The following is a 15,507-nucleotide window of genomic DNA, read 5'->3' on the forward strand; positions in this document are numbered from 1 at the left end:
ATCGTATGTGGAAGGTGGTATGTGAAAGAGGGTATGTGGAAAGGGGGTCCCTATTCCTTCACCACCATCACCTTGCGGATTTCGTCGATATCGGGGCCGACGATGCGGATAAAGTACATGCCCCGGGCAACCACCCGTCCGCCCCGGTTTTTGCCGTCCCAGCTTGCCGTATAGTCCCCGGCCTGCCGGTAGCCCCGGTACAGGACCTGTACCAGGTCGCCATCCAGGGTAAAGACCTGGATCGTCACCTGCCCAGCTTTGGTGAGCTGGTAGGAGAGCCGTACCCGTTCGCCCTTGGTCGGATCGATGACGTTGTTGAGGATCGTGGCATTGCTCCGCTGTTTGGTGACATCGTGGATGTCGAAGCTGAAGGGCCGCACGAGCCGGTACCAGTTGCTCGGTATCGCCGCACCGGGGGCCACATCGAGTCGGGCCACATAGAGGGGGTTATCGGCATTTAAGCCATTATCCAAAGTAAAGAAGAAGTCCAGAGTGGAGACGCTCTTTACCCGGGGGTCGCTGGCGGGAATGCTGAAGTTCCAGAGTGGCCCCGTTCCCTGCAGTGCACCCCCATAGCGGCTCGTACCGCCGCCATGGGCCGGGTCGTTTGGCCAGGGAACGATACCCGAGAAGGCGGCGCCTGAGGGGCTCCCCTGGTTAAAGACGGGGAGCCAGAGCCCTATGGGGCCGTTGACGCTCGTTGCCCGGAAGGTATCGGCCACGTTGCTGTCGAAATGGAGCGACAGATTGACTGGATTCAGAGCGGGGTTCACCCGGACCTGCAGGGTGATGTCCTGGTCCCGGAGCCACTGGGTTCCCGTAAAGTCCCGCACAAGACCGATGGTCTGGCCCGCAGCCTCGCTTCCCGTGGGGAAGGCTGACTCATACTGGCTTTCGCTCACCTCTGTGGTCACGCTGTCCCGGGCCCAGATAGGCCAGACAAAGTAACGGTCATCGGTGGCACTGGCCGGCGGCACCGAGATAAGAACGTCGCTGATGCGGTGGGAGTTGGATGAAAGTGAAATAGGGTTGGGTAAAGTCCCATTTGGATATTCCGGTGCTTCAGTAACAAAAGCTGAATAAACAGGGTCTGTTGTCCAATCGGTAATTGGCTGTGCCCGATCACTGATATTATTAGCAATTGTTACAGTCGTACTTCCATTTGCGATATCATTAATGTTATAGGCAGTAGGGTAAGTTGCCATAACACCAAAAAGAGATCCTGTACCAATTTGTCCGACCACATTAAGTGCTGTTGCTGAAGCAAAATCATTTATATCCGTATTTGCTATAGAATTCCCCAATGAATTATTTATTGGTTCATTAAAAGCAAAAAAAGTCTCAGAAGAACCTGGCAATGAGAAGGTATAGACAATCCGCGGCGGAACCGTATCGGCCGGTATAATTGGATTTGCCAGATCTGTTCCCAGGCTGAAATAGGGTGCTATGGTACCTTTCAGAGACCTATTTGCTTGTAGTGTTATAATCCTCCAAGAGGGGGTTATATTTCCATCCACATAGGGTTTTTCTTTCAGCCAGATATAAAATACTGAATCACCATAGGTACCAGAGAAACCATTTGTGCCTTTAGTCCTATCCACCTCATAACCATCAACGGATACTTCAAAATTAGAAAAGTCCATATTTAAAAACGATTGGGTCTTTACCTTAATACGGTCTATTTTACCATTTCCATTTTCATCTTCAGTATAACTGTACAGTACATTGAGACCGCTTATCCATCCATAACAGGTTAATTGCTGTTCACCTGGTGGGCTGTTATCAGCAGTAACTGTACCCAATAGGGCAAGACCTGAATCATAGGAAATAGGGGTACTTCTGGCATCGCTGTAATAAATCGTTACATGCTGTAAATCGACGATTGCTGTTCCTGCGAGGTTGATCTGCCACATTAACGCGGGATCTGGTGCTGCAGGTAAAACCCAATTGAGATCTTGACCGTCATCCCCTTGGTTATCTCGGGTAATAGTTATGTTATTGCCAGATGTTCCATGAATATTGAGTTTACCGTTGCTAAGAAAATACTGTGTTTTATTTCGCTCAAATCGTATTGTTCCTCCGGCTACGTAATATTTTAATTCATACCATTCGTTTGAACCAGAAATAACAGGATTATTACTTGTAAATTCAACAACACAGGTGCCGGGAATAAAATGATTTGCAATACCGGTGTTATTGGTCCAATTTCCGCCAACAGTAATATTGTGATCATTGGATGTAAAAGATCCATTCTGAATAGTAAGATTCCCGGAAATGCTTAACACCGAAACTAACGAGATATTTCCGCCAGAATTTAAACTAAGGTTCCCGATCTGCACACCGGCGTTCAACGTCGTCCCCGCCCCGGTCATCACCAGCGTCGAGTTCCCCGGCGTGTTAAAGGTCCCTGAGATCGCCACATTCCCAGAGGCTGTTATCGTATTCGTCCCCGTATTGTTTATCGTCCCCGTGCTCGTGAAAGCTCCACAATTTATCGCTGAGCCCCCGCCGTTAAACGTTATCGCTCCTCCGTTCGTTATCCCGTTCGCACCAGCCGCCACCGTCCCTCCGGCTCCCACCGTCATCGTCCCATTCAAGGTCGATGCGGCTCCCAGGCTCAACGTGGTCGTCCCCACCGCGATGCTCGACCCCGCCACTGCTACGATTCCGTTCGTGAACGTCACTGCCGCGTTCAGGCTCACATCCGTCAGGTTCGGCAGGTTCGCCGCAGGCCCGTACACCAGGTTCCCCATCGTCAGGTCCTGTCCCGACCAGCTGATATCATTCCCCGCGTAGTTCGCACTGGCCGCTGTCCCCTGCAGGGTCAGCACCCCGCCCCCTGAGTTCAGCTCAAAGCTCCCGTTGTTCGTTACCGTGCTCCCCGCACTCACATTCAGCGTCACCGCACCGGGAACCACCGTCGAGTCCAGCCGGAACGTCGTCCCGGTATTTATCGTTATATTTTGTGTCGTTGCTGTCCCGCTCCACTGTACCACCGTCCCGCCGCCGCTCACGCTCACAGATCCCAGGGTCTGCCCGTTCGGCCTCACAACCTGGGTCCCGCCGCCGTTCAACGCCAGCGTCGAGCCAGCCCCGTTCGACAGCGTTCCCAGCGTTACATTCCCGCCGACCGTCACCGTCCCACCGCCGTTCATATTCAACGTCCCACCGGTTACATTCAGGGCTCCACTGACGCTGATGTCGTTCCCCGCCCCCTTGTTCAGCGTACTCGTCACCGTAAGCTGGTTACACTCTATCGAGGTCGTCATCGTCTTCGCCGCCGTACTCACCGTTACCGTTCCCAGGTTCTGCTTCATCACGTTCGAGTCCGTCACGTTCCCCGCAGCTCCTCCCACCCCTCCCAGGGTCAGGCTCTGCCCGTTGTGCACGTACGTCCCCGTGTTGTTGATCACAAAGTTCCGGTTCACCACCAGTGCATCCTGCGGTGTCACCGTCGCCCCTGCTCCGATCGTCAGGTCATAGAATCGCTGCCCGTTCGATGTCAGTAAACAGCTTCCCGTGAACACCACCACCCCGCTGTTATGGGTAAAGCTCCCCAGCGTCAGGTCCCCGCCTACGTTCGTCGTCCCGCTCGAGGCTGTCAGCGTCCCTCCGTTTATCCCTCCGTTCAGGTTCAGCGTCCCGCTCCCTCCCGTCAGCGTCCCTCCCGCATTCGTCACCAGCCCACCGAACGTCGCACTCTGGTTCCCCAGCGTGATCGTCCCGCCGTTCGTCGTCACACCCGTCACCGACAGCACGTTGTTCCCTACCGCGAGGGTGTGGCCTACAGCCACCGAAAGATTGTTAGCTACCGTGAGGGTCCCACTTACGTTTACCGTCTCAGGTCCGGCACCCGTCGTAATCGACAGGTTATTGAACGTCTGGTTTCCGGTCGTTAAGGTTACAGGCGTCACGGTCCCGTTCAGCTCGATCATACCTCCGCTGTGCGCCAGCGTCGTAAAGGTTACCGTGGTTCCCCCAATCCGGGTTGTCCCGCTCGTCGCGATATAGTCCGGCACCGTGAAGTTACCTCCCACCGTCACCAGACCGCTCCCGCCGTTAAGCTGTGCCGTCCCCGCTCCTGTCGCAGACCCCGTGATCGCCGCCCCGAATCCTCCCAGAGCCAGGCTCGTACCGGTCCCCAGATTCAGCGAACCCGCCAGCTGCAGGTTCGCAAGGCTCGTCACCGTCGCAGTTCCACCCGTCGTCAGGTTCCCGATCTGCACACCGGCGTTCAACGTCGTCCCCGCCCCGGTCATCACCAGCGTCGAGTTCCCCGGCGTGTTAAAGGTCCCTGAGATCGCCACATTCCCAGAGGCTGTTATCGTATTCGTCCCCGTATTGTTTATCGTCCCCGTGCTCGTGAAAGCTCCACAATTTATCGCTGAGCCCCCGCCGTTAAACGTTATCGCTCCTCCGTTCGTTATCCCGTTCGCACCAGCCGCCACCGTCCCTCCGGCTCCCACCGTCATCGTCCCATTCAAGGTCGATGCGGCTCCCAGGCTCAACGTGGTCGTCCCCACCGCGATGCTCGACCCCGCCACTGCTACGATTCCGTTCGTGAACGTCACTGCCGCGTTCAGGCTCACATCCGTCAGGTTCGGCAGGTTCGCCGCAGGCCCGTACACCAGGTTCCCCATCGTCAGGTCCTGTCCCGACCAGCTGATATCATTCCCCGCGTAGTTCGCACTGGCCGCTGTCCCCTGCAGGGTCAGCACCCCGCCCCCTGAGTTCAGCTCAAAGCTCCCGTTGTTCGTTACCGTGCTCCCCGCACTCACATTCAGCGTCACCGCTCCGGGAACCACCGTCGAGTCCAGCCGGAACGTCGTCCCGGTATTTATCGTTATATTTTGTGTCGTTGCTGTCCCGCTCCACTGTACCACCGTCCCGCCGCCGCTCACGCTCACAGATCCCAGGGTCTGCCCGTTCGGCCTCACAACCTGGGTCCCGCCGCCGTTCAACGCCAGCGTCGAGCCAGCCCCGTTCGACAGCGTTCCCAGCGTTACATTCCCGCCGACCGTCACCGTCCCACCGCCGTTCATATTCAACGTCCCACCGGTTACATTCAGGGCTCCACTGACGCTGATGTCGTTCCCCGCCCCCTTGTTCAGCGTACTCGTCACCGTAAGCTGGTTACACTCTATCGAGGTCGTCATCGTCTTCGCCGCCGTACTCACCGTTACCGTTCCCAGGTTCTGCTTCATCACGTTCGAGTCCGTCACGTTCCCCGCAGCTCCTCCCACCCCTCCCAGGGTCAGGCTCTGCCCGTTGTGCACGTACGTCCCCGTGTTGTTGATCACAAAGTTCCGGTTCACCACCAGTGCATCCTGCGGTGTCACCGTCGCCCCTGCTCCGATCGTCAGGTCATAGAATCGCTGCCCGTTCGATGTCAGTAAACAGCTTCCCGTGAACACCACCACCCCGCTGTTATGGGTAAAGCTCCCCAGCGTCAGGTCCCCGCCTACGTTCGTCGTCCCGCTCGAGGCTGTCAGCGTCCCTCCGTTTATCCCTCCGTTCAGGTTCAGCGTCCCGCTCCCTCCCGTCAGCGTCCCTCCCGCATTCGTCACCAGCCCACCGAACGTCGCACTTTGGTTCCCCAGCGTGATCGTCCCGCTGTTCGTCGTCGTACCCGTCACCGACAGCACGTTGTTCCCTACCGCGAGGGTGTGGCCTACAGCCACCGAAAGATTGTTAGCTACCGTGAGGGTCCCACTTACATTAACCGTCTCAGGTCCGGCACCCGTCGTAATCGACAGGTTATTGAACGTCTGGTTTCCGGTCGTTAAGGTTACAGGCGTCACGGTCCCGTTCAGCTCGATCATACCTCCGCTGTGCGCCAGCGTCGTAAAGGTTACCGTGGTTCCCCCAATCCGGGTTGTCCCGCTCGTCGCGATATAGTCCGGCACCGTGAAGTTACCTCCCACCGTCACCAGACCGCTCCCGCCGTTAAGCTGTGCCGTCCCCGCTCCTGTCGCAGACCCCGTGATCGCCGCCCCGAATCCTCCCAGAGCCAGGCTCGTACCGGTCCCCAGATTCAGCGAACCCGCCAGCTGCAGGTTCGCAAGGCTCGTCACCGTCGCAGTTCCACCCGTCGTCAGGTTCCCGATCTGCACACCGGCGTTCAACGTCGTCCCCGCCCCGGTCATCACCAGCGTCGAGTTCCCCGGCGTGTTAAAGGTCCCTGAGATCGCCACATTCCCAGAGGCTGTTATCGTATTCGTCCCCGTATTGTTTATCGTCCCCGTGCTCGTGAAAGCTCCACAATTTATCGCTGAGCCCCCGCCGTTAAACGTTATCGCTCCTCCGTTCGTTATCCCGTTCGCACCAGCCGCCACCGTCCCTCCGGCTCCCACCGTCATCGTCCCATTCAAGGTCGATGCGGCTCCCAGGCTCAACGTGGTCGTCCCCACCGCGATGCTCGACCCCGCCACTGCTACGATTCCGTTCGTGAACGTCACTGCCGCGTTCAGGCTCACATCCGTCAGGTTCGGCAGGTTCGCCGCAGGCCCGTACACCAGGTTCCCCATCGTCAGGTCCTGTCCCGACCAGCTGATATCATTCCCCGCGTAGTTCGCACTGGCCGCTGTCCCCTGCAGGGTCAGCACCCCGCCCCCTGAGTTCAGCTCAAAGCTCCCGTTGTTCGTTACCGTGCTCCCCGCACTCACATTCAGCGTCACCGCTCCGGGAACCACCGTCGAGTCCAGCCGGAACGTCGTCCCGGTATTTATCGTTATATTTTGTGTCGTTGCTGTCCCGCTCCACTGTACCACCGTCCCGCCGCCGCTCACGCTCACAGATCCCAGGGTCTGCCCGTTCGGCCTCACAACCTGGGTCCCGCCGCCGTTCAACGCCAGCGTCGAGCCAGCCCCGTTCGACAGCGTTCCCAGCGTTACATTCCCGCCGACCGTCACCGTCCCACCGCCGTTCATATTCAACGTCCCACCGGTTACATTCAGGGCTCCACTGACGCTGATGTCGTTCCCCGCCCCCTTGTTCAGCGTACTCGTCACCGTAAGCTGGTTACACTCTATCGAGGTCGTCATCGTCTTCGCCGCCGTACTCACCGTTACCGTTCCCAGGTTCTGCTTCATCACGTTCGAGTCCGTCACGTTCCCCGCAGCTCCTCCCACCCCTCCCAGGGTCAGGCTCTGCCCGTTGTGCACGTACGTCCCCGTGTTGTTGATCACAAAGTTCCGGTTCACCACCAGTGCATCCTGCGGTGTCACCGTCGCCCCTGCTCCGATCGTCAGGTCATAGAATCGCTGCCCGTTCGATGTCAGTAAACAGCTTCCCGTGAACACCACCACCCCGCTGTTATGGGTAAAGCTCCCCAGCGTCAGGTCCCCGCCTACGTTCGTCGTCCCGCTCGAGGCTGTCAGCGTCCCTCCGTTTATCCCTCCGTTCAGGTTCAGCGTCCCGCTCCCTCCCGTCAGCGTCCCTCCCGCATTCGTCACCAGCCCACCGAACGTCGCACTCTGGTTCCCCAGCGTGATCGTCCCGCCGTTCGTCGTCGTACCCGTCACCGACAGCACGTTGTTCCCTACCGCGAGGGTGTGGCCTACAGCCACCGAAAGATTGTTAGCTACCGTGAGGGTCCCACTTACGTTTACCGTCTCAGGTCCGGCACCCGTCGTAATCGACAGGTTATTAAAGGTATTAGCACTATAGATCGTCCCAGTCCCCGTAAAGATTACCGTACCACCATTGTGGGTAAAGTTCGTCACATTCCAGTTCGTACCCACACTCACACTCGTACTCGTCGGGGCAAGCAAGGTTCCCACCGGACTCCCGTTCGTCCCCATGTACCCGCCTACCGTCAGCGTGTTCCCTCCCGTTATCGACGATGCATCCAGCGTCCCGGCTCCACTCACATTACCGCCTATCGTCTGACTAAAGTTTGCCAGAACCAAGGTCCCTGCGGTTAGGGTCAGGTTCCCTGCTACCGTTACCGCTGCATTGGCAGTCACCGTTCCACTGCTGTTTATTGTCAAATTTTCATAGGTTGATCCCCAAACCAAGGTGCCTGAGAGGCCATAGTATTCGATTGCACTACCGGCCCCATTTATCTTTGTTCCTCCCACCGTTTCAGTTCCCTGTAAGCGAATTATTCCATTATTAGTAATGGTGGATAATCCGGTCAGGTTGTATCCGTTAAGGTCCAGGGTGGCCCCGGGATCGACGGTAACCGAGGCCGCTGTTGCATGGGTTGTAAGGACTGGACTATTTGGTGTTCCTGATGGAATAACGACAAGTGAGGTAACTGTTGGGACCGAACCCACATCCCAGTTTGCAGCGGTGCTCCAATCGGTACTAGTATCTCCATCCCAGTTCCAGATGGTGGCTGAGGGCTGAATAAAAGAAATACTTCCCAGGATAAACCCATTGGGGGCCAGAATAGAAACATTAAGACCATCCCCTGCATCTACGGCTCCGGGATAGGTTATATTGAATGAAAAGGTACCCGCTCCGGAAAGGGTAGTAAAATTGGTAGCCCCCACCGAACCGGTGATGATCGCACCATCAACGGTATAGCTTTCATTGGTCGTAATATTGTCATTGGTTCTTGTGGTAGTATATTGAAATTGGGTTCCAGAAGAAAAAGTTCCCGTCAAGGTAACCGTAATGGTCGTTCCCGCCGCCGGAGTCTGAGAAGTAGTGGGGGAATGGTAAGTAACTCCACCGGTGGTAATGGTCATATTATTAAAGATGATATTATAACCCGTGCCAGAAAGGCTTGCCGCAGAAAGACTACAGGTGCCATCTCCATTGAAGGTGGTGGAAGTACCCGCATTCTGGTTGCCCCAAAAAGTACCAGAGATAGAAATAGATACATTATTACTTAGGTTGATGGTATTGGTGGCGTTTTCATTCGCATCCATGTAGCCCGTTACATTGATAGATCCCGGCCCTACGATATTTACATTGCTCGGAATTGCCCCACCACCACTCTGACCAAAGTTCAGACTTCCCCCCGAAACTAATAGAGTAAATCCGTTTAAATAGAATGTTACCGTATTCGCATTATTATGATTAAACACCACACTGTTCATGGTGTAGTTATTATCAAGGGTAATCGACGAGGTTCCATCTAGGGCTACTACATCGCTGGCAGAAGGAAGGGTCCCGCCACTCCAGTTTGCGGCGGTTCCCCAGGTACCACTGGTACCGGCATTCCAGGTCTTTGTTGGGGTAGGAGATTGGGCAAATATCGGTGCAATATAGATATAGGTACTAAACAAGAGTATACAGAGTAACCATTTATTAAAATTAAATGAATGAAAACATGATAATGCTCTTTTCACGAAAGTACTCCCTGTATAAGGTATCATGGGACTTTTTGCTATTTTTTCTATTAGTAAGTATATCCGCTAATACGTTTCCTTTCAAATCAGCTTATCTGTTTTTCCATCCACCCCTTTATTTCTATTCCTTTTGTGTTATTATATTGAGAAACAACAGTTACAATTTTACATTATTTGCATTTTTATTCTTAAAAGTTGGAGTTACTACTATGAACACAAAGACGATCCTTGTCGTCGATGATTCTCGAATTATGAGAAACATTGTAAAAAACACCTGTATAAGCATGGGGATTCCCTGTGAGTTCCTAGAAGCAGCAAATGGGAAGGATGCCTTGCACCTTGTACAGCATCATACGGTGGACCTTATTCTGCTCGATTGGAACATGCCCGAACTATCTGGAATCGATTTTTTAAAACAAATTCGTACCATACCCGACTATAAAAACCTTCCAGTCATCATGATTACCAGTGAAGCTGCAAAATATAATGTGATAGAAGCTCTCAAAGCCGGAGCTACCGATTACATCATAAAACCAGTCAATGAACGAATATTTACTGAAAAACTTTCAAAAATCATCTGGTAAGGAGATTCCCCATGGAAAAATATATAGAACCCTTTGTACAGGTCTGTGAATCGGTTTTTCAGTCCTTTTTAAATTATACCATATCGGTAGGACGCCCCTATTTATGTGAATCTACAACAACCCATAATTGGGATATATCGGGCATTATCGGCCTTACCGGGGAAGCCCGTGGTGCGGTAGTGCTGTCCATGAAAGAAGACCTCGCACTACGCATAACAGAGAACCTTTCAGGGGTAAAGAAAACTCAGGTTGATGATGAGGTAGTGGATGCAATTGGCGAACTGGTCAATATCATAGCCGGTAATGCTAAAAAGGGTCTGGAAGAATCCTTTAGGCTTATCATATCACTGCCTACTATCGTTCATGGCGACCAACATACCATTTCCTGGCCTGTCGAAAAGACTCGCATCATCTGTATTCCCTGTGCTATACCTTCTGAAAAAGCTGAATTTTGTCTTTCTGTAGCGCTAGAAATAACCAAGGGGCAATAACTATGGGTTTTATCCTCAATATTTTTACCAGTGGTAAGCATTTTAAGACAGACAATGAAGAATTAGATCTTTTTGTTCGCTATGTATTATTAAATGCGATGATATTTCTTGGCGGATCCTTACTCATTCTTTTTGGTGTTCAAAGTTTGCATGCCGGAGCTTTACTCCAAGGGATCTTTGATCTTTCAATGGCCGCCATTACCATCTTTGGTTTTATATTACTAAGAACTAATGTCAATTTTTCCGCTTCTTCATTCCTTACGGTAGTTTCCTTTTTCTTTCTTTGTACGTTTCTGATTCAATCGGGAGGAATTCAGGGGTCTGGAGTTCTTTGGGCCTATTCTTTTCCACTACTGGCTATATTTTTACTTGGGATTCGAATAGGAACTGTCCTCGCTATTTTATTAGGTATGTTTCTATGTGCTATATTTTTCATACCAGGAATCTCTCAATTTACCTATGAACGAGCCTTTGCGTTCAGAGGCATTGGAGTGTATATCTTAGTTACAACTTGTACCATCGTGTACGAGATAACCAAGATAAATAAAGATAAACGGCTTCTTAGGCTTACTCAGACTATACAGGCTGAGCGGGATCAGATTTCGGCAATGAAGGACAATCTGCCGACAGGTATTTTTTTGCTGGATGAACAACTCTGTATTCAATCCCAGTATTCACCAAAACTTGAACAAATCTTTACACAAAGCAACCTGAGCGGAGCTTCATTCATCAACCTATTACAAAACTCGTTACAAAACAAAGAACTCGATCTTTTACATGATTACTTTGAAATGCTTTTAAACAAAAGCCACGATCAAAGTCTTTTGGAGGAAATTAACCCTCTTAAGGAATTTTCCTTTACCCCTCTTCCAGGTGGAGAAATCAAATATCTTTCTATCATGTTTACGACGTTCTCAAATGAAAACAACAAAACATTCATACTGGGTTCTGTCCAGGATTTAACAAAAGAACGGGCTCTTCAGCTGCAGCTTGAAGCAGAAGAACGCAAACGACAAAAAGAGATGCGATCCCTCTTTGAAATCATTCATATTGAACCCCGACTTTTCCAGGATTTTATTAATGAAACTGAAGAGAATTTTCAAGCTATTAACGAGTTACTAAAAGACCAAACTAAACCAACTCACGAGGTAATTACAGAAATATATCAGTTGATACATGCGGTTAAATCGAATGCGGTGATTCTGGGGCTCCAGGAATTTGGTGAAAAACTGCATGGTCTAGAACGGGAACTTAATCAACTTAAAGTGAAACATGAAGTAACATTCAATGATCTCCTTCATTTTACCTTAGAAATGGAATCGGTGCTCCAGGAAAAAGATTCATTTAAAGGCCTCTTGGAACGGCTTAAGAGTTTTACCCGAGGATCAAATACAGTTCAGGAAGAAGTCATATTGATTAAGACTCTGGAAAAACTTATAGAAAAAACTGCACAAAGCCTGGGAAAGGAAGCAAAGCTTGTAATTAAACAGATCGATTCACATGCCTTGAATTATGTGCCCTTTAAAGATTTAAAGGATATCCTTACACAAATTGTACGGAATGCTCTAGTTCATGGCATAGAAACTCCAGCAGAGCGAAAAAGACTGAAAAAAGCTGCCCATGGGCTTATTGAACTTTCAATAAAACAGGAACACCAACAGATTATTTGTACTATTACCGATGATGGCAGAGGTATTTCCTTTGATGTGGTACGACAGAGAGCTCAAGAACAGCAACTGATAGACTCACAGGACAATCTTTCAAGGGAGCAACTTCTCGCATTGCTATTCAACCCTGGTTTTAGTACAGAAAAAACCTCAACATTACACGCCGGAAGAGGTATTGGCCTGAGCCTGGTAAAGGATCGTATTAAAAAACTTAATGGTTCTATTGGCATACAAACCAAAGAAGGACGAGGCTGTCGTTTTATTATTAATTTTCCAGTTTTACAGGAGTCTGCTGCCAGTGCAGTATAGCACTGACATCAGGCTCTTAGTGGTGGGGTCCAGCGAGGAAACCTCGCTGGTAGTGTATTATTCCGGATCGTGATAGAGGAAGCAAGCAACCTGATGGTCACTGTCAGCATCTTTCAGTTTCGGTATAGTATGCTGGCACTTGTCCATCCGCTTCGGACAGCGGTCATAGAAATAACAGCCATGCCGCTCCTTGTCGGGGGAAGGAACGTCGCCGGTCAGAATAATCCGCTGGCGTTTCCGCTCTACCACCGGGTCCGGAATGGGAGCCGCAGAAAGAAGCGCCTGGGTATAGGGGTGCAGGGGCTTTTCAAAAAGCGTATTGCGGTCAGCAATTTCTACAATCACACCGAGATACATGACCGCAATCCGGTTTGAAATATAACGAACCACCGCCAGGTCATGGGCTATAAAAAGATAGGTGAGCCCCAATTCCTGCTGAAGATCCTTAAAAAGGTTGAGGATCTGGGCCTGAATAGAAACGTCCAGGGCAGATACGGGCTCATCGGCGAGGATCAGCTCCGGATTTAACGCCAGGGCCCGGGCGATACCGATTCTCTGCCGCTGGCCGCCTGAAAATTCATGGGGATAGCGGTTCCTGAAGAAGCGGGAAAGACCGACCTTTTCCATGAGGTCCTCGACCCGGTCGATAATCTCTCCCTTTTGCATATTGATGAGCCCCCGGGACTTATAGATTTTCAGGGGTTCTGCAATGATGTCACCGCTGGTCATCCGTGGATTCAGCGATGCATAGGGGTCCTGAAAGACCATCTGCATATTTTTACGGGCTTTAAGTAACGCCGATGCATGGAGCTTAGTCAGATCCTCACCCTTAAAAATGACTGAACCGGCAGTAGGCCGGTGAAGCTGCGCCACCGCACGGGCAGTGGTCGATTTACCACAGCCCGATTCGCCGACGAGCCCCAGGGTTTCTCCTTTCTTGATTTTAAAGGAAATACCATCTACCGCCCGGATATAACCCTTATGAGAAGAAAAAGGACCACCGCCGGTATGAAAGTGTAATTTTAAATTCTCCACATCCAATAAATAGTCAGTATTCATAATTAACGAGCCTCCCGGGAATAGAGCCAGCACGACGCAGCACAACCATTATCGAAGGACGTCGATGCAGGATACTTCTGTTTGCAGATGTCCATGGCCTTGTCACATCTCGGATAGAAGGGACAGCAGTCAGGCAGATCGATAACGTTTGGCGGCTGACCTTGAATGGACTGGAGCCGTTCATTGGTAAACTTATCGAGCCGGGGAACCGACTTGATAAGCCCCTGGGTATAGGGATGCCGGGGGTGAGCAAATATTTCATCCACCGGGCCCCGTTCCACAATACGGCCGGCGTACATAACGCAGATGGTATCGCAGAGGCCCGCCACCACACCGAGGGAGTGGGTAATCATGATTACCGCCGTACCAAGCCGTGCAGTGAGGTCCCGGATCAGGTCCAGAATCTGGGCCTGAATGGTTACATCGAGAGCGCTGGTGGGTTCATCGGCAATGAGAATATCCGGGTTACAGGAAAGAGCCATGGCGATCATAACCCGCTGGCGCATACCTCCGGAGAACTGGTGGGGATAGTTATCGATACGTTTTTCAGCCGCTGGAATGCCAGCCAGCTTCAGCATCTCTATCGCCTTATCCCGGGCTGCGGCCTTGGAAAGCCCCTGATGCAGTACCAGGGTTTCCACCATCTGGGTGGAAATCTTAAGAAAGGGGTTCAGGCTCGTCATGGGATCCTGGAAAATCATGGAAATTTTATTTCCCCGGATATCCCGGATCTGGTTTGGTGTCATTTTCAGGAGATCCTGTCCCCGATAGAGCACTTCGCCGCCGGCGATACGCCCCGGGGGGAAGGGTACCAGGTTCATAATGGAAAGATTGGTCACACTCTTTCCTGAGCCCGATTCACCAACCAGCCCCAGGGTCTCTCCCTGGCGGAGGTCGAAGGTTACCCCATCGACCGCCTTTACAATCCCTTCATCAACATGAAAATATGTTTTCAGGTCCTTAACCTGTAAAATTACTTCATCGGTCATTACCGTTACTCCTTACGACACCTAGGTCCGGTTTTTGCTCTGGGGATCCAGAGCATCCCGCAGGCCGTCACCCAGAAAGTTCATGGCAAACAGGAAAATAGTCATGGAAATGGCAGGGAACAGGAGCCGCCAGGGATAAAGTTCCATACCCTTTACACCATCGGCCACCAGGGTACCCCAGGATGCACCGGGGGCTGAAACACCAAGACCAAGGAAGGAAAGGAAGGATTCGTTCATAATAAAGCTAGGCATCTGCAGGGTCGCAAAGATGATGATGACCCCTAATGAGTTTGGCAGGAGATGCCGGAAAATGATGCGGGCCTGGCTGGCCCCCATGGATCGGGCGGCTTCGACAAATTCGGAGTTTTTTAGGCTGATAATCTGGCCCCGTACAACCCGGGCTATGGTAAGCCAGGAAACCATGGCTATGGCGATAAAGAGGATAAAGATGGAATTGCTGCCCGAGGGGACCATGGACATAAGAATAATGACGATGAGCATATAGGGAAGCCCATAGAGGACATCAACAAAACGCATTAAGAGGTTATCCACCCAACCACCCAGGAAGCCCGCAACGGCACCAATGATGATACCAATAAGAACAGCGGTCAGAGTACCTACTACACCAATACCGATCGAAATCTGTCCGCCATATATGATACGGGCCAGCATATCCCGGCCAAGATAGTCAGTCCCCAGAATGTACACCTTTTTATAGGATGGATTGTGCTGAACCTCATCCATAATTTTAGCCAGCTCAGCCTTCTGAGATTCCAGTTCGGTCTTCAGGTCTTCTCTATCCTGGGTTTTAAGAACCTCCGTAAGCCGCTCGATACGCTTTTCGACTTTTTCTACCGCCAGTTCCCCTGCGGTCTTAAAGGAGGGCCTCAGATTGATATGCATAAGATTCTGCTCATTGGGGTTGTAAATCGGCAGAATCGGCGCTACCAGGGAAACCACCATATAAAAAATGACCACATACAGGCCAATCAGCGCCATCCGGTTTTTCCGTAACCGCTTCCAGGCATCGGCCCAGAGGGATACGGGCTTTACCTGCTGATTGAATTCATTCACCATATTTTTAGCAGTATCAGCCATGAAGTACT

At 51.7% G+C, this 15,507-nt stretch carries 7 protein-coding genes; 3 read left to right on the forward strand and 4 right to left on the reverse strand.

The features are described from left to right. Positions 1-50: 50 nt before the first annotated feature. Entirely contained in the window at positions 51-9,302 is a 9,252-nt protein-coding gene (locus SPICA_RS12835) for an autotransporter-associated beta strand repeat-containing protein (protein ID WP_013969912.1), read from the reverse strand. A gap of 209 nt (positions 9,303-9,511) precedes the next feature. On the opposite strand from SPICA_RS12835, the gene SPICA_RS12840 reads away from it, so the two are divergent. Genes SPICA_RS12840 through SPICA_RS12850 form a run of 3 tightly spaced genes read left to right on the forward strand, consistent with a single transcriptional unit; the run spans position 9,512 to position 12,353 of the window. After that, positions 9,512-9,886: a response regulator gene (locus tag SPICA_RS12840; protein ID WP_013969913.1), complete on the forward strand. Its 375-nt coding sequence runs from the start codon at positions 9,512-9,514 to the stop codon at positions 9,884-9,886. A gap of 11 nt (positions 9,887-9,897) precedes the next feature. After that, the gene (locus SPICA_RS12845; protein WP_013969914.1) at positions 9,898-10,377 is read left to right on the forward strand and encodes a chemotaxis protein CheX; all 480 of its coding nucleotides are present in this window, start codon (positions 9,898-9,900) and stop codon (positions 10,375-10,377) included. Between the two features lie 2 nt (positions 10,378-10,379). Further along, entirely contained in the window at positions 10,380-12,353 is a 1,974-nt protein-coding gene (locus tag SPICA_RS12850) for an ATP-binding protein (RefSeq protein WP_013969915.1), read from the forward strand. Between the two features lie 57 nt (positions 12,354-12,410). On the opposite strand, the gene SPICA_RS12855 is transcribed toward SPICA_RS12850, so the two are convergent. The 3 genes from SPICA_RS12855 to SPICA_RS12865 are packed head-to-tail and all read right to left on the reverse strand — an operon-like array spanning position 12,411 to position 15,478. Continuing rightward, positions 12,411-13,412: an ABC transporter ATP-binding protein gene (locus tag SPICA_RS12855; protein WP_013969916.1), complete on the reverse strand. Its 1,002-nt coding sequence runs from the start codon at positions 13,410-13,412 to the stop codon at positions 12,411-12,413. Positions 13,413-13,414: 2 nt separating this feature from the next. Beyond that, positions 13,415-14,401, reverse strand: coding sequence for an ABC transporter ATP-binding protein (locus SPICA_RS12860; RefSeq protein WP_013969917.1), 987 nt, complete (start codon positions 14,399-14,401; stop codon positions 13,415-13,417). 21 nt (positions 14,402-14,422) lie between these two features. Next, positions 14,423-15,478, reverse strand: a complete 1,056-nt coding sequence (locus SPICA_RS12865) for an ABC transporter permease (RefSeq protein ID WP_052296418.1) — start codon at positions 15,476-15,478, stop codon at positions 14,423-14,425. Between the last annotated feature and the right edge of the window lie 29 nt (positions 15,479-15,507).

It is taken from the genome of Gracilinema caldarium DSM 7334 (genome assembly GCF_000219725.1).
In the GTDB taxonomy this organism is placed as follows: domain Bacteria; phylum Spirochaetota; class Spirochaetia; order Treponematales; family Breznakiellaceae; genus Gracilinema; species Gracilinema caldarium.